At 72.1% G+C, this 19,095-nt stretch carries 17 protein-coding genes; 11 read left to right on the top strand and 6 right to left on the bottom strand.

All coding sequences use genetic code 11. The annotated features are described in order from the left end of the window. Positions 1-135: 135 nt before the first annotated feature. The 5 genes from ACQ5SO_RS07390 to ACQ5SO_RS07370 form a co-directional block, all read right to left on the bottom strand. The gene (locus ACQ5SO_RS07390) at positions 136-1,215 is read right to left on the bottom strand and encodes a hypothetical protein (RefSeq protein ID WP_430940942.1); all 1,080 of its coding nucleotides are present in this window, start codon (positions 1,213-1,215) and stop codon (positions 136-138) included. A 192-nt stretch (positions 1,216-1,407) separates the two neighbouring features. Continuing rightward, the gene (gene aspS / locus ACQ5SO_RS07385) at positions 1,408-3,192 is read right to left on the bottom strand and encodes an aspartate--tRNA ligase (protein ID WP_430940941.1); all 1,785 of its coding nucleotides are present in this window, start codon (positions 3,190-3,192) and stop codon (positions 1,408-1,410) included. Between the two features lie 125 nt (positions 3,193-3,317). Next, positions 3,318-3,797 carry a hypothetical protein gene (locus ACQ5SO_RS07380; protein WP_430940940.1) on the bottom strand — a complete coding sequence of 160 codons (480 nt, stop codon included), beginning with the start codon at positions 3,795-3,797 and terminating at the stop codon, positions 3,318-3,320. Continuing rightward, positions 3,794-4,519: a CPBP family intramembrane glutamic endopeptidase gene (locus ACQ5SO_RS07375; protein WP_430940939.1), complete on the bottom strand. Its 726-nt coding sequence runs from the start codon at positions 4,517-4,519 to the stop codon at positions 3,794-3,796. The genes ACQ5SO_RS07380 and ACQ5SO_RS07375 overlap by 4 nt, the downstream gene beginning before the upstream one ends. Positions 4,520-4,599: 80 nt before the next feature. After that, complete coding sequence (locus tag ACQ5SO_RS07370; protein WP_430940938.1) at positions 4,600-5,439, bottom strand: CPBP family intramembrane glutamic endopeptidase; 840 nt, start codon at positions 5,437-5,439, stop codon at positions 4,600-4,602. Positions 5,440-5,848: 409 nt separating this feature from the next. Between ACQ5SO_RS07370 and secG the strand changes: the two genes are divergently transcribed. The 4 genes from secG (at position 5,849) to ACQ5SO_RS07350 (ending at position 9,564) form a co-directional block, all read left to right on the top strand. Next, positions 5,849-6,235 (top strand): preprotein translocase subunit SecG, encoded by a 387-nt coding sequence (secG, locus tag ACQ5SO_RS07365; protein ID WP_430940937.1) that lies wholly within the window; start codon positions 5,849-5,851, stop codon positions 6,233-6,235. A gap of 19 nt (positions 6,236-6,254) precedes the next feature. Beyond that, complete coding sequence (locus ACQ5SO_RS07360) at positions 6,255-8,285, top strand: ArnT family glycosyltransferase (protein WP_430940936.1); 2,031 nt, start codon at positions 6,255-6,257, stop codon at positions 8,283-8,285. A gap of 95 nt (positions 8,286-8,380) precedes the next feature. Further along, a complete protein-coding gene (locus tag ACQ5SO_RS07355; RefSeq protein WP_430940935.1) occupies positions 8,381-9,166 on the top strand; it encodes a glycosyltransferase family 2 protein in 786 nt (261 codons plus the stop codon). Further along, positions 9,163-9,564: a lipid-A-disaccharide synthase N-terminal domain-containing protein gene (locus ACQ5SO_RS07350; RefSeq protein WP_430940934.1), complete on the top strand. Its 402-nt coding sequence runs from the start codon at positions 9,163-9,165 to the stop codon at positions 9,562-9,564. Before ACQ5SO_RS07355 ends, ACQ5SO_RS07350 begins: the two co-directional genes overlap by 4 nt. Before the next feature lie 125 nt (positions 9,565-9,689). Here ACQ5SO_RS07350 and ACQ5SO_RS07345 read toward each other — a convergent pair whose 3' ends face one another. After that, entirely contained in the window at positions 9,690-10,052 is a 363-nt protein-coding gene (locus ACQ5SO_RS07345; RefSeq protein ID WP_430940933.1) for a hypothetical protein, read from the bottom strand. 254 nt (positions 10,053-10,306) lie between these two features. Here ACQ5SO_RS07345 and uraH point away from each other — a divergent pair, with 254 nt between their 5' ends. From uraH to ACQ5SO_RS07310, 7 genes are read left to right on the top strand one after another with little or no spacing between them, the layout of a single operon-like run. Beyond that, positions 10,307-10,672, top strand: a complete 366-nt coding sequence (gene uraH / locus ACQ5SO_RS07340; RefSeq protein ID WP_430940932.1) for a hydroxyisourate hydrolase — start codon at positions 10,307-10,309, stop codon at positions 10,670-10,672. Next, positions 10,672-12,114, top strand: a complete 1,443-nt coding sequence (xdhA, locus tag ACQ5SO_RS07335) for a xanthine dehydrogenase small subunit (RefSeq protein ID WP_430940931.1) — start codon at positions 10,672-10,674, stop codon at positions 12,112-12,114. The genes uraH and xdhA overlap by 1 nt, the downstream gene beginning before the upstream one ends. Further along, positions 12,111-14,507, top strand: coding sequence for a xanthine dehydrogenase molybdopterin binding subunit (gene xdhB / locus ACQ5SO_RS07330; RefSeq protein ID WP_430940930.1), 2,397 nt, complete (start codon positions 12,111-12,113; stop codon positions 14,505-14,507). The genes xdhA and xdhB overlap by 4 nt, the downstream gene beginning before the upstream one ends. After that, the gene (gene xdhC, locus ACQ5SO_RS07325; RefSeq protein ID WP_430940929.1) at positions 14,501-15,493 is read left to right on the top strand and encodes a xanthine dehydrogenase accessory protein XdhC; all 993 of its coding nucleotides are present in this window, start codon (positions 14,501-14,503) and stop codon (positions 15,491-15,493) included. Before xdhB ends, xdhC begins: the two co-directional genes overlap by 7 nt. Further along, positions 15,490-17,016, top strand: coding sequence for an ABC transporter ATP-binding protein (locus ACQ5SO_RS07320; RefSeq protein WP_430940928.1), 1,527 nt, complete (start codon positions 15,490-15,492; stop codon positions 17,014-17,016). The genes xdhC and ACQ5SO_RS07320 overlap by 4 nt, the downstream gene beginning before the upstream one ends. Beyond that, positions 17,016-18,095: an ABC transporter permease gene (locus tag ACQ5SO_RS07315; protein WP_430940927.1), complete on the top strand. Its 1,080-nt coding sequence runs from the start codon at positions 17,016-17,018 to the stop codon at positions 18,093-18,095. The genes ACQ5SO_RS07320 and ACQ5SO_RS07315 overlap by 1 nt, the downstream gene beginning before the upstream one ends. Continuing rightward, positions 18,095-19,024, top strand: coding sequence for an ABC transporter permease (locus ACQ5SO_RS07310; protein ID WP_430940926.1), 930 nt, complete (start codon positions 18,095-18,097; stop codon positions 19,022-19,024). Before ACQ5SO_RS07315 ends, ACQ5SO_RS07310 begins: the two co-directional genes overlap by 1 nt. The last annotated feature ends 71 nt before the right edge of the window (positions 19,025-19,095 follow it).

Here is a 19,095-nt window from a genome sequence, read left to right as displayed (position 1 = left end):
CCTCGGCGCGGCGCGCAGTCCCCCCGCGCCGCGACCGCGCGCGATATGAAAAAGCGCCCGCGCGATCGCTCGCGCAGGCGCTGACATGCCCCTGGGGCATGGGCTTGGGGGACGGGCCCGCCTCCGGGCCGCGGCTCAGCCCCGGCGGCGCAGGACGCCGAAGCCCGCAAGGGCGGCGGGCAGCAGCGCGAGGCCCGCGGGGAGGGGGACGTCGGAGATGGGGGTGAGGAGGAAGCCCGTCGGCGCCCCCCCGTCGAGGCCCATGCCCACGATGTGACCCGTGTCGGAAATCCCCAGCGCCCAGCGCAGGTCGACCACGTCGTCCACCATATCCTCAAGGAGGACGACGCCCTGTTCACTGGTCCAGAGCGAGGCCTTGGGCGGCTCGATCCAGACGGAGGTCTGGCCCACCACCGCGCCGGCGCTGTTGATGTCGTGGCCCAGTTCCAGGGTCACCCCGGCGAGGAGCGCGCTCCCCCCAATCCAGGCCGAAACCCCGCCGGACACGTCCGTCACGAGGGCCTTGGCGTCTTCGTCGACGTGCCAGAGCATCTGGTGGGACGCGTTGATTGCATCGGGAACCACGCCCGGGATGGTGGCCAGGTCGACGACCGCGTGTCCGCCCTCCGGCGTCCAGAGCGACGCGAAGTCCATGCCCTCCGACAGCAGCGGATTCCAGCCGGGCTCGGGATGCGTGGCCACCGCCCAGGTGAGGACAGTGCCGTCGGGGGCGATGTCCCTGACATTGACCGAGGTCCCGATGACGGTCGCGCCATAGCTCTGCACGAGCACAGGGGGCGCCGAAGACGGAGCGCCGATCGAGATCATCCCCCGCCCCTCATCCCAATAAAACGCCCCGGTGGACAAGCCTTCGCCCACGAGCTGGCCGGCATCGTTCAGCGCGACGCCCGAGGCGCCGGCGGGGCCGATGAACTGCATCCCCTCCGCCTGGTCCCAGAAAAACGGCCGGCCGTCCACCTGGCCCGTCACCTGGCCATGGGTGTTGATCGCGGCGGCCTCGCCCGCCCCGAGAACCTGCATCCCCGTGGCCGGGTCCCAGACCAGCGCGTTTCCGCCGCCCCGTCCGACCACCTGCCCGGCATCGTTGACCCCCAGGGCCCATTCCATCCCCGTGATCCACCTGAGCTTGTAGCCCGTGACAACCGCCTCGGCCGCGCCGGGCGCAAGGCACAGACCCAGGAGAACCGCCGCCACCGGCGCCCCCCCACATCTTCAAAGCGAACATGATGATCTCCCCAGATGGTTTCCCCACAAACCGCTGAGATCCTCAGTATTCCGAATGGGCGGGCTCCACCGTGACGCGATCATTCACGACCGATACATGAAAAAAGCAAAAGGGCCGCCCGGTCCGGGCGGCCCTTTTCAGGTCCGGCGATGGCGCGCGCCTCACCCCTTCGGCATGTACCGCAGGCCCAGCTCGCGCAGCGCCTCGTTGGTCGGGACCGAGGGCGCGCCCATCATCAGGTCCTCGGCGCGCTGGTTCATCGGGAACATGATGACCTCGCGGATGTTCTCGGCATCGGCCAGCAGCATCACCATCCGGTCCACGCCCGGCGCGATGCCGCCATGGGGCGGGGCGCCGAACTTGAACGCGTTGATCATGCCGCCGAAGTTCTCGTCCACGAATTCCTTCGAGTGGCCGACGATCTCGAACGCCTTGTACATGATCTCCGGCTTGTGGTTCCGGATGGCGCCCGAGGACAGCTCCACGCCGTTGCAGACGATGTCGTACTGGTAGCCGAGCACGTCGAGCGGATCCTGCGTCTCCAGCGCCTCGAGCCCGCCCTGGGGCATGGAGAACGGGTTGTGGCTGAAGTCGAGCTCGCCCGTCTCCGGGTCCTTCTCGTACATCGGGAAGTCGACGATCCAGGCGAACTTGAACTCGTTCTTCCAGTCCTCGTTCGGCTGGGTTTCGGCCCAGATGGCGTTGCGGGCGCGGCCGGCGATGTCGATGAACTTGGCGGGCTCGCCCGCGAGGAAGAAGGCGGCGTCGCCGAGGCCGAGGCCGAGCTGCCGGCGGATGGCCTCGGTGCGCTCGGGGCCGATGTTCTTGGCGAGCGGGCCGGCGCCGACGGTCTCGCCGCCCTCCTCGCGCCAGAAGATGTAGCCCATGCCGGGCAGACCTTCCTTCTGGGCCCAGGAGTTCATGCGGTCGCAGAACTTGCGGGAGCCGCCGCCGGGGGCGGGGATGGCGCGGACCTCGCAGCCCTCCTGCTCGACGATCTTGGCGAAGATGGCGAAGCCGGAGCCGCGGAAGTGCTCGGAGACGACCTGCATCTCGATCGGGTTGCGCAGGTCGGGCTTGTCGGAGCCGTATTTGAGCATCGACTCGCGGTACGGGATGCGCGGGAATTCGGCGGTGACGGGGCGGCCGCCCCCGAACTCCTCGAACACGCCGCGCATGACCGGCTCGATGGCCTGGAAGACGTCTTCCTGGGTGACGAAGCTCATCTCCATGTCGAGCTGGTAGAACTCGCCCGGGGAGCGGTCGGCGCGCGGGTCTTCATCGCGGAAGCAGGGGGCGATCTGGAAGTAGCGGTCGAAGCCCGCCATCATGATCAGCTGCTTGAACTGCTGCGGCGCCTGCGGCAGGGCGTAGACCTTGCCCGGGTGCAGGCGGCTGGGCACGATGAAGTCGCGCGCGCCCTCGGGCGAGGAGGCGGTGAGGATCGGGGTCTGGAACTCGGTGAAGCCCTGGGAGACCATGGAGTTGCGCAGGGAGGCGATGACCTTGGCGCGCAGCATGATGTTCTGGTGCAGCTTCTCGCGGCGCAGGTCGAGATAGCGATAGGTGAGGCGGGTTTCCTCGGGGTACTCGATGTCGCCGAAGACGGGGAGCGGGAGCTCGTCCGCCTCGCCCAGCACCTCGAGCTCGCGCACGAAGATCTCGACCTCGCCCGTCGGCAGCTTGGGGTTCACCAGCTCGGGGTCGCGGGCCTTCACCTCGCCGTCGATGCGGATGCACCATTCGGAGCGGACCTTCTCGACGTCCTTGAAGGCGGGGCTGTCCGGGTCGGCGAGGACCTGGGTCATGCCGTAATGGTCGCGCAGGTCGATGAACAGGATGCCGCCGTGATCGCGCACGCGGTGGACCCAGCCGGAGAGGCGGACGGTCTGGCCCACGTGCTCGGCGCGAAGGTCGGCGCAGGTGTGGGAGCGGTAGGCGTGCATGGCGTGTCTCCGGGGCGAGGTTCGGTGGCGACGTTCGGTCTGGCGCGCGGACGCGCGCACGGGTCGGGGCCGGATACGCCCGTTCGGGGGGGATATGTCAAGGGTGGAGGCGCGGGGTGGGCGGTTCAGTAGCGGAAATCCCACTGGGTCAGGTGCATCCCCGCGCAGCCGCGCAGCACCACCTCGCCGCCGTCGAAGGACAGCACCAGGTCGGGGCCGTTGATCGAGGGCAGCAGGTCGAAGGGGGTGAGGCCGAGGGCGGTGAGGTTGATCACGTCGCGGCCCTGCTGGAAGTCCATGATGAAGCCGCGGCCGCCCGAGAGGTTGAACTCGAACTCCGTCCCCTCGGCCTCGCCGAACAGGTCCTCGGCGTCGATGCGCGGGTCGGCGGCGGCGGGGGCCGCGGCCTCGGGCGGCGCGGCGAAGAGGGAAGCGATGGGGTCGCCCCCCTGCCCCGGGTCCTGCCCCGTTTCCTGCCCGGCCTCCTGCGGCGCGGTCTCCTGCTCCGGCTGTCGCGGCGCCCGGCGCGGGGGGAGCGGCGGCAGCGCCTCGGCCCCCGGTCCCTTGGCCTTGCGCCCGCGGGGGCGCTTGCGCGGCCCGCTCATGGCGCGGCCATGCCGTGATAGAAGAACACGCCCATGCCGGCGGTGAAGAGCGCGCAGCCCGCGATCCCGTGCATGGCCGAGACGGTGAGCAGGCCGCGCTTCGGCCCGGCCTCGAGATAGGCCAGCGCGAAGAGGGCGCCGCCGAGGCCCGAGAGGACAACCGCGATCCAGTTGTTCAGGAACAGGTGCGCCAGGCCGAACACCGCCCCGTTCGCCGCCACCGCCCAGGCGCGCGACGGGAACAGGGGCGCGTAGCGCTCGAAGAACAGGGTGCGGAACAGCACCTCCTGCGGCAGGGCCGAGACGAGCGGGTAGAGCAGCATCACCATCACCCAGGTGCGCGGCATGTGGATCGGCAGGCCGAACAGCGCCTCGGGGCGCAGGGCGGCCATGGCGGCGAGGCTGGCGCCCATCGTCGCGACGCCGACGGCGAGGGTCCAGACCCAGCCGCGGACGGTCGGCGGGTGGATGCGCTCGAGCCAGCGGAACCCCTCGGCCCGGCGCAGCAGGAAGAGGGCGAAGGCGAGGGCGGCGAACATCACCGGCCACATCGCCGAGGCGGGCAGCAGGAAGGCGAGCGCCAGCGGCATCCCGAGATAGAGGGCCGCGAACTCGGCCCCCAGCACCGCCCGGGCGCGCCCGCCCAGGCCGCCGAAAGCCGCGGCGGGGGCTTGCCCGCCCCCGCCCCGGTCCATGTTCATCGCGCCTGCGCCGCCCGCCATGAAAGCCGTTCTCCGCCCCTTGGTTGCGTGAACCCAACAAGTGGGGGCGCGCGGGGCGGAGTCCAGACCGTAACGCGGCGTCAGCGCACCATGCCGTTGGAGAAATGCTCGTGCAGCCCGAGCGAGAACAGCGCCAGCCCGGCCAGCGCGTGCATGGCGCAGACGGTGACCAGCGCCCGGCGCCGCCCGGCCTTGAGGTAGCCGATGGAGAAGAAGAAGCCCCCGAGCCCCGCGAACACCACCGCCGGCCAGTTGCCGTAGAAGAGATGGGCGAGCGCGAACACCCCGGCGTTGGCCAGCGCCGCGACGGCCTGGTTGGGGAACAGCGCGCCGTAGCGTTCGAAGAACAGGATGCGCCAGATCACCTCCTGCGGCAGGACCGAGACGGTGGGATAGACCAGCAGCACAAGCGCCCAGGTCTTCGGCGCCTCGAGCGGCATGGCCAGCAGCCGCTCGGGCCAGAACGCCAGGATCGGCGGCAGGGCGAGGACCGCGGCGCCGAGACCGATGATCGCCACGCGGCCCCAGTCCTCGGGGCGCGGGGCGAAGAGGCGGCGCTTCCAGGTGAAGCCCGGCATCCGGTGCAGGATCAGCAGGGCGAAGAGGAGCGAGCCGATCAGCATCGGCCACATCGCGGTCGGCTCCAGCGCGAAGGCGAGCATCAGCGGCATGGCGATGTAGATCACCGAGAACTCGGTCCACAGCGCCGCCGCGGCCTCGCGCGACAGTTGGGCCGAGCGGCGGCGGGTGAAGGCGCGCGGCGCCGCGGGCGGCAGGGCCGCGGCGTGGTCGCGCAGCGCCCGGGCCGCGAGGGCGCGGCGGCTGATGCGCTGCGCGGGGGCCGCCGGGGCCGCCGGGGCGTCGAAGCCCGCGGGGTGGGAGAAGGACGGGAACACGCTGGAGAAATCGAGGTAAGCCATGCCGGTCTCCGGGAACACGGATCCTTCACGAAGCCTGTTTCAAGCGCGCAAAGAATCACTCTGACGCTGGGAGACCCTTCTGCCACCCCAGACTTCAAAACCAATGTCAACGATAGATATTCAGAAAAGGTAACCGCGCGCTCCGGCCCCGCCCGGAAACCGCGCCCGGGCGCGCCTTGACGGCGGCGGGCGGCGGCGCGGAGGGTCGACAAGCGGCCCGCGCGCCGATAGAAGGCCAGCGATTCCGAGGACGCGCCCTTGACCGCGCGCCCGCGCGTCGCGACATCGGTCGCGGGGGGCGGGCCGACGGGCGCCGCCCCGCCCATTCGTTCGCCGCCGCGCGCGCCCCGCACCGGGGCGGCGCAGCCCAGCCCGGCCCCTCGCGCCGGAGAAGGAAAAGGACCGCTCCATGGAGAACGTTCTTCTCGTCGTCGAGCTGATCCTCGCGCTGTTCATCATCGTCGTCGTGCTGCTGCAGCGCTCCGAGGGCGGCGCGCTGGGCATCGGCGGCGGCGGCGGCGGCGGCGTGGTGTCGGGCCGCGGGGCCGCGACCGCGCTGACCAAGGTGACCTGGGCGCTGGCGGCGGCCTTCTTCGCGGTGGCGCTGGCGCTGACGGTGCTGGCCGCCGAACGCTCGGCCACCCGCTCGGTCATCAACGGCGAAGCGGGCGTCGAGGCCCCGGCGGGCGACCTGACCCCGCCCTCGGCCGACGGCGCCGATCTGCCGAGCGACCTGCAGGACCTGATCGCCCCCCCGCCGGGCGCCAACCCGCTGATCCCGCCCGCGGCGGAATGACGCGCGAGGGACCCTCGGCATGAGCGACGCGGACAAGCGCGACGAGGAAGGCGCGGCCCAGGGGCCGCGCCTTTCGCGTCAGGAGGGGGGCGCGGCGGGCGCCGATGCGGCGCCGGCGGCCCCCGCCGAGGAGGCCGCGCGGCCCGACGGGCGCGGCAAGGCGCGGGGGAACGCGGAGGCGCCCGCGCGCGCGCCGCTGAAGGCCGGGCGGTCTGCGTTCGGGCGGCTCGCCGCCTTCGCCGACCGGGTCTCGGCCATCCTGCATGACGCGCTCTCGGCCGCGCTGGACCGGGCCGAGGCTTCGCCCGTCCGCGCCGCGCTGCTGATCGTCCTCGTCACCCTCGCCGTCGCGCTGCCGGGGCTGACCATCCTGCCCCCGACCGACCGGGACGAGTCGCGCTTCGTCCAGGCCTCGCGGCAGATGCTGCAGAGCGGGGATTTCATCGACATCCGCTTCCAGGACGCGCCGCGCTGGAAGAAGCCCGCGGGCATCTACTGGGCGCAGGCGGGGTCGGTCGCGGGCGCCTCGGCGCTGGCCGGGCGGGACCTGTCGGGCGAGGTCTGGGCGTATCGCATCCCCTCGATCCTCGGGGCGCTGGCCGCGGGGCTGGGGCTGGCCTGGGGCGTCGCGCCGCTGATCGGGCGGCGGGCGGCGGTGCTGGCGGGGGTGATGCTCCCGGCCTCGGCGCTGCTGGCGGCGGAGGCGAACATCGCCAAGACCGACGCGCTGCTGCTGGGGCTCTCGGTCCTGGCCATGGGCGCGTATTTCCGGCTGCTGGCGCTGCATCGGCCCGAGGCGGGGGTGGTCGCGCAGGCGGAATCGCGGCGGCTGAGCCTGCTGTTCTGGGGGCTGATCGGGGCCGGGTTCCTGGTGAAGGGGCCGATCGTGCTGATCCCGGCCTTCGGCGCGGCGCTGGTGCTGGGCGTCGCGGAACGCTCGCTCCGCCCGCTGGGAGCGATGGGCTGGCGCTGGGGGCCGCCGCTGGCGCTGCTGATCGCGGCGCCCTGGTACATCGCCATCGGGATCCAGACCGACGGCGCCTTCTTCGAGGAGGCGCTGCTGAAGGACCTTCTGGGCAAGGTGGTCGAGGGCAAGGAGAGCCACGGCGCCCCGCCCGGGACCTATGCCGCGGTGTTCTGGGCGGTGTTCTGGCCCTGGGCGCCGCTGCTGCTCGCCATCCTTCCGGCGCTGCGCCGCTGGCGCGAGGCGCCGGTGCTGCCGCTGCTGGCCTGGGCGGTTCCCGCCTGGCTGGTGTTCGAGTTCACGCCGACCAAGCTGCCGCATTACGTGCTGCCCGCCCTGCCCCCCGTCGCGGCGCTGATCGCCTGGGGGCTGGAGGCGCGGCCCGCCGACCCCTCCGCGCCCCGCTGGCGGCGCATTCTGCCCGCTTTCCTGTTCGGGCTGGTGGCGGCGGTGCTGGTCGTGGCGGCGGGGATCGCCCCGGCGGCGATCCAGCTGTGGAACGGCCAGGACCTCGACTGGGCCGCGGCGCTCGCGGGCTTCGCGCTGGCGCTGGTCGCCGCGCCGCTGTGCCTCGGGGCCGTGCGGCTGCTGGCCTCGGGGCGCTACGGGCGGGCGGCGGCGCCGATGCTGGTCTCGGCGGTGCTGCTCTTCGCGGCGCTGCTGCAATTCGCGCTGCCCGCGACGCGCTTCGGCCAGCCCTCGGTGCGGATGGCCGGGATCGCGGCGCCCTGGACGGCCTGCCTCGGCGCGCCCCCGGCGGCGACGAAGTACAACGAACCGAGCCTGGTGTTCCTGCAGGGCGGCGACACGGCGATGTTCCGCGAGGCGGACGCCGCGGCGTATCTCGCCGGGGGCGCGGGGCGGCTCGTGTGGGCCGTGGACGGGCGCATGGACGCGCCGCTGGCGGAGGCGGGGCTGGAGGCGCAGGAGCTGGCGCGCTTCACCGGCTTCAACCTCAATGGCGGCAAGCGCCAGGTGCACCGGCTGCTGGCCGTGGCCGGGGATCCGGCGGTGGAGGCCTGCCGGGCCGTGTTCGCCGCGCAGGACGAAGCGCGGGAGGCCGCCGCGCCCGCTGCGGCGCGTTAACGCTCTCTCAACGGGTTCTGGTTGGCCCGGGGGGGCGGATTCGCTATACCCCGGGCCGACCGCACCCGACCGACGCCGATTGAAAGCCGCACGCCATGACCGACGCCACGACCGGCGCGACCACGGGCCTCGCCCGACCGCGCATCACCGTGATCGCACCGATGAAGAACGAGGCGGAGAATGTCGGCAAGCTGGCCGACGACATCGCCGAGGCCTGCGCGGGGCTGGCCCCGTTCGAGGCGATCTTCGTCAATGACGGCTCGGATGACGACACTTCGGGGGCCATCGCCGCGGCCCGCGCGCGTCATCCCTGGCTGCGCGAGATCCGGCACGCGCAGAGCTGCGGGCAGTCCGCGGCGGTCCGCTCGGGGGTTCTCGCCGCCCGCGCGCCGATCTGCGCGACGCTGGACGGGGACGGGCAGAACCCGCCGTCCGAGATCCCGAACCTCGTGGCGCCGCTGCTGGGCGATTCCTCGGGGCGCATCGGGCTGGTGGCCGGGCAGCGGGTGGCGCGGCAGGACACGTCCTCGAAGCTCATCGCCTCGCGCCTCGCCAACACCCTGCGCGCGCGGCTTCTGAAGGACGACACCCGCGACACCGGCTGCGGGCTGAAGGCCTTCCCGCGCGAGGTGTTCCTGGCCCTGCCGTTCTTCGACCACATCCACCGGTATCTCCCTGCGCTGGTGAAGCGCGAGGGGCTGGAGGTGGCGCTGGTCGACGTCTCCCACCGCGCGCGCGAGGCGGGGGCGTCGAACTACACCAATATCGGCCGCGCCATGGTCGGCGCGCTGGACCTGGTCGGGGTCTGGTGGCTGATGCGCCGGCGCAAGGTGGCGCAGGTGGTCCATACCGACCCCGCGCAGGCGGAGGACGCGGCGTGATCGAGTGGCTGATGGGCGTGCTGGGGGCGGACAGCCGGGCCGAGCTGGCCTGGGTGGCGGTCGGCCTCGGTGGCCAGCTGCTGTTCACCGCGCGGTTCCTGGTGCAGTGGATCGCCTCGGAGAAGGCGCGCAAGTCGGTTGTGCCGACGGCGTTCTGGTGGTTCTCGATCGGCGGGGCGGCGGTGCTGCTGGCCTATGCGATCTACCGGGCGGACCCGGTCTTCATCCTGGGCCAATCGATGGGCTTCTTCATCTATGCGCGCAACCTGTGGTTCATCCGCGATGAGAAACGCGCCGCGCTGGCCGAGGCGGCGCTGGGCGACGGCGAGGGCGTGATGGCCGATCCCGCCTCGCTGGCCGATCCCGCGGATGTGGGCGCGGGCAAGCGCGAGGGCTGAGCGGCCCTTTTCCGGCGCGGCACGGCACGGTCCCGCACGGCCTGGACCCGAACATGCAAACGCCCCACATGCAAACGCCCCGCGCCGGGATCCCGGCGCGGGGCGTTTCGCGTTTCCGGCCCGCTTCAGCGCCGCGGCGCGGCGGCGTGGATCGGGCGCGGCAGGCTGTCGAGGAAGGCGGCGAAGGCGGCGGCGATCTCGGCCTTCGGGGCCTGGGCGTTATGCGTGTATCCCAGCCGCGCCAGCGCGCCCTCGCCCAGCGCCGTGCGCAGCACCGCGTAATCGGCGATCTGCGTCTCCCAGCTCAGGCCCATGTCCCGCGCCTCGGCCAGCGCAGCGTCGATCATCCGGGCCGCATCCGAGGCGACGGGGGGCAGCGCCCCCGGCCCCAGCTCGGCCCGCACGTGGCCCAGCACCCGGTCCCGCAAGGACCGCTGCTCCACCGGGCTCAGCGCGCCCACCTGTTCATCCCGGATCCGCATCACCATGCGCGTGCATCCTTCCCGTGTCGCTCTCGGCCCCAAGCCTGCCCCGGCGCCCCCTGCGCAGGCAAGCGAAGCGGCGCCGCGGGGGCGGAGGGGCGGGGCGCCGGGGCGGGCGCTTTCAAGGATCCTTTGAAACAGCTTTCCGCCGCCTTCCGCGCCGTTCGCACTTGCAACATCGGCATGTTCCCCCGTTCAATGAACCGTTCGATAAAAAATGCGCCGGATTCGCGGCGAGGCGGAACAGGGGGAGAGGGGCGATGCCCGAGGGTCATGGCTGGCTGAGCACGCATGTTCTGGACACGGCGTCGGGGTCCCCGGCGGCGGGGATGCGGATCGAGCTCTATCGCCTCTCCGCCGACAGCCGCGAGCTGATCCACGAGGCGGTCACCAATGCCGACGGGCGCACCGATGCGCCGATGCTCGAGGGCACGCAGTTCCGCGAGGGGGTCTACGAGCTGGTGTTCCACGCCGGGCCCTATTTCGACGCGCAGGGGCTGGCGCTGCCCTCGCCCAAATTCCTCGCCGACATCCCGATCCGCTTCGGCATCGGCGACCAGCGCGCGCATTACCACGTGCCGCTGCTCGTCTCTCCGTTCTCTTACTCGACCTATCGGGGCAGCTGATGCGCGACGACCTGCAGTTCATCCTCAACGGGACGCCGGTCTCCCTCTCCGGGATCGACCCGCGGACAACGCTTCTCGACTGGCTGCGCGAGGCGCGCGGGCTGACCGGCACGAAGGAGGGCTGCAACGAGGGCGATTGCGGGGCCTGCACGGTGACGGTGACGCGCATGGAAGGCGGAGTCCCTGTGCGGCGGGCGGTGAACGCCTGCATCCAGCTGATGCCGATGCTCGACGGCGCGGCGGTGACCACGGTGGAGGGGCTCTCGGCCCCCGATGGCCGCCTGCACCCGGCGCAGGAGGCGATGGCGCGGCTGGGCGGCACCCAGTGCGGCTTCTGCACCCCGGGCTTCGTGATGGCGCTGCACGCGGATTACCCCGCGGGGCGGCGGGATGCCAAGGGGGCGGCGGACGTGATGGCCGGGAACCTCTGCCGCTGCACCGGCTACGGCCCGATCCTCGAGGCCGCGCAGGCGATGCATGACGCGCCCGCGCCGGACTGGGAAGCCGACCTTGCGGCGCCCCTCTCCGCCCTGCCCGGCGAGGGGCTGCGGCTGGACGGCGGCGGCGCGCTGGGCTTCGTGCCGCGGAGCGAGGCGGAGTTGCAGGCGGTGCTGGCGGAACACCCGGACGCGCTGATCGTCTCGGGCGCCACGGATGTGGGGCTGTGGATCACCAAGCAGCTCAAGCGCCCGCCGGTGATGGTCTTCATCTCCCGGATCGAGAGCCTGGCGCGGATCGAGGATGGCCCCGACGCGCTGACCCTCGGCGGCGCCGTGACATGGGCGGCGGCGCATGACGCGATGGCGCGGCTGTCCGCGGACCTCGGCGAGCTGGTGCGGCGCGTCGGCGGCGGACAGGTGCGCAACTCGGGCGCCGTGGGGGGCAACATCGCCAACGGCTCGCCCATCGGCGACGGGCCGCCGGCGCTGATCGCGCTGGGGGCCGAGATCACGCTGACAGGGCCGGAGGGGGCGCGGACGCTGCCGCTGGAAGACTTCTTCATCGACTATGGCAAGCAGGACCGGCAACCGGGCGAGGTGCTGACCTCGGTCCGCATTCCCCGGCCCGCGGACCCTGGGCGGCTCAGGGCCTACAAGGTCTCGAAGCGCTTCGACCAGGACATCACCGCGGTGCTGGGCTGCTTCGATATCGAGGTGGTGGACGGGATCGTCGCTTCCACCCGCATCGCCTTCGGCGGCATGGCGGGGGTGCCGAAACGCGCCGCGGCGGTGGAGGCCGCGCTGATCGGCAAGCCCTGGACGGAAGCGACCGTCGAGGCCGCCCTGCCCGCCTTCGCGACGGATTTCCAGCCGCTTTCGGACATGCGCGCCTCGGCCGACTATCGCCTCGCCGTCGCCCGCAACCTGCTGCGCAAATGCTTCGCCGAGACGGAGGCGCCGGTGCGCCTCGTCGGTCCCGGCGCCCTGGAGGACGCGGAATGAGCCACGACGCCAGCGCCGGGGCCGCCCCCACGCCCCCCAAGGACATCCGTGAGCGCGCCGACCGCGCCGACCCGCTCAAGGACGGCGAGGCGCGGCCCATCACCGGCGGCGCCCATGCGCCCCAGATCCATGACAGCGCCGTCAAGCAGGTGCAGGGGGCGGCGAGCTATATCGACGACATCCCCGCCCCCGCGGGCTGCCTGCACATCGCGTTCGGCGGCTCTCCCGTCGCGCATGGGCGGCTGCGGTCGGTGAACCTGGATGCGGTGCGCGCCGCGGAAGGCGTGGTCGCCGTCCTGACCGCCGCCGACATCCCCGGGCGCAACGACTGTTCGACCGCGGCGGGGGATGAGGAGCTTCTGGCCACGGAAACCCTGCACTACCACATGCAGCCGGTCTTCGCGGTGGTCGCCACCTCCCACCTCCTCGCCCGCCGCGCCGCGCGGCTGGCGGAGTGGGACGTGGAGGAGCTTCCCGCCCTCGTCTCCGTCGCCGACGCGGTGGCGGCGCAGAGCTTCTTCGACCCCGAGCCTTACGCCTTCCTCAAGGGAGACCCCGCCCCCGCCCTCGCCGCCGCGCCGCACCGCCTGAAGGGGCGGGTGGAGATCGGCGGGCAGGAGCATTTCTACCTCGAGACCCAGATCGCCCTCGCCATCCCGGGCGAGGACATGGATGTGAAGGTCCATTCCTCGACCCAGCACCCGACCGAGATCCAGCACAAGGTCGCCGAGGTTCTGGGCACGCCCTACAACGCGGTGGAGGTCGAGGTGCGGCGCATGGGCGGCGGCTTCGGCGGGAAGGAGAGCCAGGGCAACGCCCCGGCCCAGATCGCCGCCGTGGCGGCCAAGGCGCTGAACCGCCCCGTAAAAATCCGCTATGACCGCGACGACGACATGTCGATCACCGGCAAGCGGCATGATTTCGTGGTGGATTACGACGTCGCCTTCGACGACGCGGGCCGGATCGAGGCCGTCATCTATGACCAATACGCCCGCTGCGGCTGGTCCATGGACCTGTCGCTGCCGGTCTGCGACCGGGCGATGTTCCACGCCGACAACGCCTATTACCTGCCCCATGCGCGGATCAACTCGTATCGCTGCCGGACCAACACCTGCTCCAACACCGCCTTCCGCGGCTTCGGCGGCCCGCAGGGGCTGGCGGCCTGCGAGCGGATGATGGACCACATCGCGCATGTGCTGGGCAAGGACCCCCTCGAGGTGCGCAAGGCCAACCTCTATGACCGCCCCGGCGGCGCGCGGGTGGAGACGCCCTACGGGATGGAGGTGAAGGACAATATCCTGCACGAGCTGATCCCGGCGCTGGAGGAGCAGGCGGGATATGCGGCGCGGCGGGAGGAGATCGCGGCGTTCAATGCGCGCTCGAAGCACCTGAAGAAGGGCATCGCGCTGACGCCGGTGAAGTTCGGCATCTCTTTCACCCTGACGCACATGAACCAGGCGGCGGCGCTGGTGCATGTCTATACCGACGGCTCCATCCACCTGAACCATGGCGGGACGGAGATGGGCCAGGGCCTGTTCGTCAAATGCGCCCAGGTGGCGGCCGAGGCGTTCCAGGTGGACGTGGATCGGATCAAGATCACGCCCACGAATACCGGCAAGGCGGCGAACACGTCTCCGACCGCCGCGTCCTCGGGGACGGACGTCAACGGCATGGCGACGCTGAACGCCTGCGAGGCGATCAAGGCGCGGATGGCGGCGCATGCGGCGGCGCTGCTGGGCGGCGACGCGGAGGCCGTCGAGTTCCGCGGCGGGCGGGTGTTCAGCGGCGCGCGGTCCATCGCCTTCGCCGACCTCGCCAAGCAGTGCTGGATGGCGCGGATCCACCTGAGCTCGACCGGCCATTACGCGACCCCGGACATCCACTGGGACCGCCCGGCGGGCAAGGGCAAGCCGTTCTATTACTTCGCCTACGGCGCGGCGGTGACGGAAGCCGCCGTGGACCTCTTCACCGGCGAGTACCGGCTGACCCGCGCGCATATCCTCCACGACGCGGGCCGGTCGCTGAACCCCGCCGTGGACCTCGGCCAGATCGAGGGCGCCTATGTGCAGGGCGCAGGCTGGCTGACCACGGAAGAGTTGGTCTGGGACCCGAAGGGCCGCCTCTGGACCCATGCGCCGAGCACCTACAAGATCCCCACCGCCTCGGACCGCCCGGCGATGGAGATCCGCCTGTGGCACGAGGACAACCCGCGCCCCACCATCCACAAGTCGAAGGCGGTGGGCGAGCCGCCGCTGATGCTCGGCGTGTCGGCCTGGCTGGCGCTGTCGGACGCCTGCGCGGCCTGCGGGCCGAACTACCCGGACCTCTCCGCCCCGGCGACGCCGGAGCGGGTGCTCGCCGCCATCGCCCGCGCGAAGGGGACGGAATGGTGAGCGGGCCTGCGCAGACGGGACTCTGCCCCGACGCGCTGGCCGCGGGGCTGGCGGATGGCCCGGCCATGCGCGTGGTGGTGGCTTGCGTGAAGGGCTCGGCCCCGCGCGAGGTGGGGGCGTCCATGATGGTCTCCGCCCACGGCTTCACCGGCACCATCGGCGGCGGCGCGCTGGAATGGCAGGCGCTGGAGGAGGCGCGGGCGCTGCTGGCCTCGGGCGTCCCCGGCGCATCCCGCGGCTATCCGCTCGGCCCCGCGCTCGGCCAGTGCTGCGGCGGCGCCGTCACCCTTGCCTATGAGCGGTGGGAGAGCGCCGACATCCCCGAAAGCGGCGCCCATGCCCGCCCGATCCTGCCCGGCGCCCCGCCCGAGGCCCCCGCCGCCATCCGCGCCCATGCCCGCGCCCTGCGCGCCGGGGAAGGCGCGGCGCTGGTTCTCTCCGAGGGCTGGCTCTCCGAAACCATCGCCCCGGCGCGCATCCCCCTGTTCCTCTATGGCGCCGGGCATGTCGGCCGCGCAGTGGTGCGGGTGTTCGAAGGGCTGCCCTTCGCCATCACCTGGATCGACAGCGGCCCGGAGCGGTTCCCCGCAGACGCCGCCCATGGCGCGCGCATCCTGCCCGCCGCCAACCCCGCCGACGCGGTGGCCCTCGCCCCCGCGGGCGCCGTCCACATGGCGCTGACCTATTCCCACGCGCTCGACCTCGAGATCTGCGCGCGGGTGCTGGCGCGCGGGGATTTCGCCCGGGCGGGGGTGATCGGGTCGGCGTCCAAATCCGCGCGGTTCCGGTCGCGCCTGCGGGCGCTGGGCATCCCCGACGCCGCCATCGCCCGCCTCGAATGCCCCATCGGGGCGCCCGGCCTCGGGGGCAAGCCGCCCGCGCAAATCGCCGTTTCGCTCGCCGCGGAGCTTCTGGCATGGTCCGCCGGGGCCCGCGTCGAGATCCGCCCCGCCGAAGACCAGGAACCGAAGGAAAGCCGCGCATGACAGACCCGCTCCTGAGCCTTACGGGCGTCACCAAGGCCTTTCCGGGCGTCATCGCCAATGACGACGTGGGCTTCGACGTCGCCCCCGGCGCCATCCATGCCCTTCTGGGCGAGAACGGCGCGGGCAAGTCGACGCTGGTCAAGATGATCTACGGCGTGCAGCAGCCCGACGCGGGGGCGATGCGCTTCAAGGGCGCCCCCTTCGCGCCGCGCTCGCCCGGAGAGGCGCGGGCGGCGGGGGTGGGGCTGGTGTTCCAGCACTTCTCGCTGTTCGAGGCGATGACGGTGGCGGAAAACGTCGCCCTCGGCCTGCCGCCCGACCAGGCGGGGCGCGACCTGCCGGACCGCATCCGCGAGGTCTCGGCCGCCTACGGCTTGCCGCTGGAGCCGGGGCGCACGGTCGGGGACCTCTCGGTCGGCGCGCGTCAGCGGGTGGAGATCGTGCGCTGCCTGCTGCAATCGCCGCGCCTGCTGATCATGGATGAGCCGACCTCCGTGCTGACCCCGCAGGAGGTGGAGATCCTGTTCCAGACCCTGTTCCAGCTTCGGGACGAGGGGGTGTCGATCCTCTACATCTCTCACAAGCTCGAGGAAATCCGGGCGCTGTGTTCGCGCGCCACGATCCTGCGCCACGGCAAGGTGGTCGGCGATTGCGACCCGCGCGAGGAGACGGCCAAGGGCCTCGCGGAGATGATGATCGGCGAGGCGCTGAAGACCCCGGAGGCGCGCGAGACGTCGCTGGGCGCGCCGCTGCTCGACGTCTCGGGCCTCTCCGCCCCCGCGGACGGCCCCTTCGGCGTCGCGCTGTCGGACATCGCCTTCACCCTGCGCGCCGGGGAGATCCTCGGCGTCGCGGGGGTGGCCGGGAACGGGCAGGACGAGCTGATGGACGCGCTCTCGGGCGAGGTGCGCGCCGCCCCCGGGGCGATCCGGCTGGAGGGCAAGGAGATCGGCCGCGCCGGGCCGGACCGGCGCCGCCGCCTCGGCCTCTGCGCCGGGCCGGAAGAACGGCTCGGCCATGCCGCCGTGCCGGACATGAGCCTGACCGAGAACGCGATCCTGACGGGCCGCGCCCGCGCCGGGCTGGCGAAGGGGGGCGTGCTGTCGCTCTCGGCCGCCGAGGCGTTCGCCAAGCGCGTCGTGCAGGCCTTCGACGTGCGCACCGCGGGGGTGGACCACGCGGCGCGGTCCCTGTCTGGCGGCAACCTTCAGAAATACGTGGTGGGGCGCGAGATCCTTCAGGAGCCGCGGGTCTTCGTCGTCTCCCAGCCCACATGGGGCGTCGACGCGGGGGCGGCGGCGGCGATCCGCGAGGCGCTGAAGGACCTCGCGGCGCAGGGGGCGGCGGTGCTGGTCATCTCCCAGGACCTCGACGAGTTGATGGAGATTTCCACCACGCTGTCGGTCATCGCCGGGGGGCGCCTGTCGCCCCCCCGCCCTGCGGCGCAGATGAGCGTCGAGAAGATCGGGTTGATGATGGGCGGGACCAAGGCCGCCGACGATGCCGTGCGGGAGGATGCGTGATGCTGGCGCTTGAGAAACGCAAGGAGCCGTCGCGCGTCATGGCCTGGGCGGCGCCGCCCATCGCCGTGATCTGCACGATGATCGCGGGGATGATCCTGTTCGCCGCGCTCGGGAAGGACCCGTTCGCCACCATCCAGCTGATCTTCATCAGCCCCTTCGACAACGCCTTCACCCGGGCCGAGCTATTGGTGAAGGGCGCGCCCCTGGTGCTGATCGCGCTCGGGCTGTCGCTCGGCTTCCGCGCCGGGGTCTGGAATATCGGCGCCGAGGGGCAGTTCATCATCGGCGCCATCACCGGCGGCGCCGCGGGGCTCGCGGTCTATGACGTCGCGGGCGTCTGGGTGCTGCCGATGATGGCGATCGCGGGGATGCTCGGGGGCCTGCTCTGGGCCATGATCCCGGCGCTGCTGCGCATCAGGTTCAACGCCAACGAGATCCTTGTCTCGCTGATGCTGGTCTACGTGGCCGAGCTTTTGCTCTCGGCGCTGGTGTCGGGGCCGCTGCGGGACCCGGACGGGTTCAACTTCCCCGAATCGCGCCTGTTTCATGACAGCGCCACGCTGCCGATCATCCTTGAAGGCACCCGCGCCCATGTCGGCGCGCTGATCGCGCTGGGGGCCGCGGTGGCGGGCTACCTGCTGCTGGAGCGGCACGTCTTCGGCTTCGCGGTGAAGGTGCAGGGCCAGGCCCCGCGCGCGGCGCGCTTCGCGGGGTTCTCGCAGAGCACGATCATCGCCGCCTGCCTCGGCATCTCCGGCGCGCTGGCGGGGCTTGCGGGGATGATGGAGGCCGCGGGGCCGGTGGGCCAGCTGGTGCCCGCCCTGCCCGTCGGCTACGGCTTCACCGCCATCATCGTCGCCTTCCTCGGGCGTCTGCACCCGGTGGGGATCCTGCTCGCGGGCCTGCTGATGGCGCTGACCTATATCGGGGGCGAGAGCGCGCAGCTGATGATGCAGCTTCCCGCCGCCGCGATTTCCGTGTTCCAGGGGATGCTGCTGTTCTTCCTGCTGGGCGCGGACGTGTTCGTGAACCACCGCCTGAAGCGCCGCCCGGCGCGGGGCGCGCAGGAGGCCGCGTGATGGATGTCTCGTCGCTCAATCCCATCGCGATCTTCGCCGCCCTCGTGGTGGCCGCGGTCCCGCTCCTCTTCGCCGCGATCGGCGAGCTGGTGACCGAGAAATCGGGCGTCCTGAACCTCGGGGTCGAGGGGATGATGGTCTGCGGCGCCATCGCGGGCTTCGCCGGCACGCAGGAGAGCGGGTCCTTCCTCGTGGGCGTGGTCTCGGCCATGCTGGCGGGGGCGGCGCTGGCGGGGCTGTTCGCCTTCATGACCCAGGCCTTGCTGTCCAACCAGGTGGCGACGGGGCTGGCGCTGACGCTGTTCGGCCTCGGGGTCGCGGCGATGGTGGGCCAGCCCTATTCGGGGGTGAAGGCGCCGCGCTTCCCGTCGATGGACCTGCCGGTGCTGTCGGACCTGCCGGTGGTGGGCCCGCTGCTGTTCTCGCATGACTGGCTGGCTTACGGGGCGCTCTTGCTGACGGCGGCGGTCTGGTACGTGCTGACCCGCACCCGCGCCGGGCTGATCCTGCGCGCGGTGGGCGAGAACCACGACGCCGCCCATGCCATCGGCTACAAGGTCGCGCGGATCCGCACGCTGGCGATCCTGTTCGGGGGCGCCTGCGCGGGGCTGGGGGGGGCGTACCTGTCGCTGGTGGCGACGCCGCTCTGGGTCGAGGAGATGACGGCGGGGCGCGGCTGGATCGCGCTGGCCATCGTCGTGTTCGCGTCCTGGCGGCCGTGGCGGGCGCTGCTGGGGGCCTGCATCTTCGGCGGCGTGACCATCGCGCAGCTGAACCTGCAGGGCCTCGGGGTCTCGATCCAGTCTCAATACCTGTCGATGACGCCCTACCTCGCCACCATCGCGGTGCTGGCGATCATCTCCTCGGGCGGGGGGGCGCGGCTGAAGGCGCCGGCCTGTCTCGGGCGTCCTTTCTTCGCGAATGGCTGAGCTGGAAGCGCGTTCTTAAGGAATCGCCCGTAGCGTGCAGGTCGTGGTGAGTGGCTTGCGCGTACAAGGGG

It is taken from the genome of Rhodovulum sp. DZ06, assembly GCF_050586345.1.
In the GTDB taxonomy this organism is placed as follows: Bacteria; Pseudomonadota; Alphaproteobacteria; order Rhodobacterales; family Rhodobacteraceae; genus JBOCEF01.
This window is presented reverse-complemented; position numbering and strand designations above follow the sequence as displayed.

Coding starts and splice junctions, on each gene's coding strand:
- secG (WP_430940937.1), top strand. CDS start 5,849: ATGGAGAACGTTCTTCTCGTCGTCGAGCTGATCCTCGCGCTGTTCATC.
- ACQ5SO_RS07320 (WP_430940928.1), top strand. CDS start 15,490: ATGACAGACCCGCTCCTGAGCCTTACGGGCGTCACCAAGGCCTTTCCG.
- ACQ5SO_RS07370 (WP_430940938.1), bottom strand. CDS start 5,439: ATGGCTTACCTCGATTTCTCCAGCGTGTTCCCGTCCTTCTCCCACCCC.
- ACQ5SO_RS07315 (WP_430940927.1), top strand. CDS start 17,016: ATGCTGGCGCTTGAGAAACGCAAGGAGCCGTCGCGCGTCATGGCCTGG.
- xdhC (WP_430940929.1), top strand. CDS start 14,501: ATGGTGAGCGGGCCTGCGCAGACGGGACTCTGCCCCGACGCGCTGGCC.
- ACQ5SO_RS07375 (WP_430940939.1), bottom strand. CDS start 4,519: ATGGCGGGCGGCGCAGGCGCGATGAACATGGACCGGGGCGGGGGCGGG.
- ACQ5SO_RS07380 (WP_430940940.1), bottom strand. CDS start 3,797: ATGAGCGGGCCGCGCAAGCGCCCCCGCGGGCGCAAGGCCAAGGGACCG.
- ACQ5SO_RS07345 (WP_430940933.1), bottom strand. CDS start 10,052: ATGGTGATGCGGATCCGGGATGAACAGGTGGGCGCGCTGAGCCCGGTG.
- ACQ5SO_RS07310 (WP_430940926.1), top strand. CDS start 18,095: ATGGATGTCTCGTCGCTCAATCCCATCGCGATCTTCGCCGCCCTCGTG.
- ACQ5SO_RS07355 (WP_430940935.1), top strand. CDS start 8,381: ATGACCGACGCCACGACCGGCGCGACCACGGGCCTCGCCCGACCGCGC.
- uraH (WP_430940932.1), top strand. CDS start 10,307: ATGCCCGAGGGTCATGGCTGGCTGAGCACGCATGTTCTGGACACGGCG.
- ACQ5SO_RS07360 (WP_430940936.1), top strand. CDS start 6,255: ATGAGCGACGCGGACAAGCGCGACGAGGAAGGCGCGGCCCAGGGGCCG.
- aspS (WP_430940941.1), bottom strand. CDS start 3,192: ATGCACGCCTACCGCTCCCACACCTGCGCCGACCTTCGCGCCGAGCAC.
- xdhA (WP_430940931.1), top strand. CDS start 10,672: ATGCGCGACGACCTGCAGTTCATCCTCAACGGGACGCCGGTCTCCCTC.
- xdhB (WP_430940930.1), top strand. CDS start 12,111: ATGAGCCACGACGCCAGCGCCGGGGCCGCCCCCACGCCCCCCAAGGAC.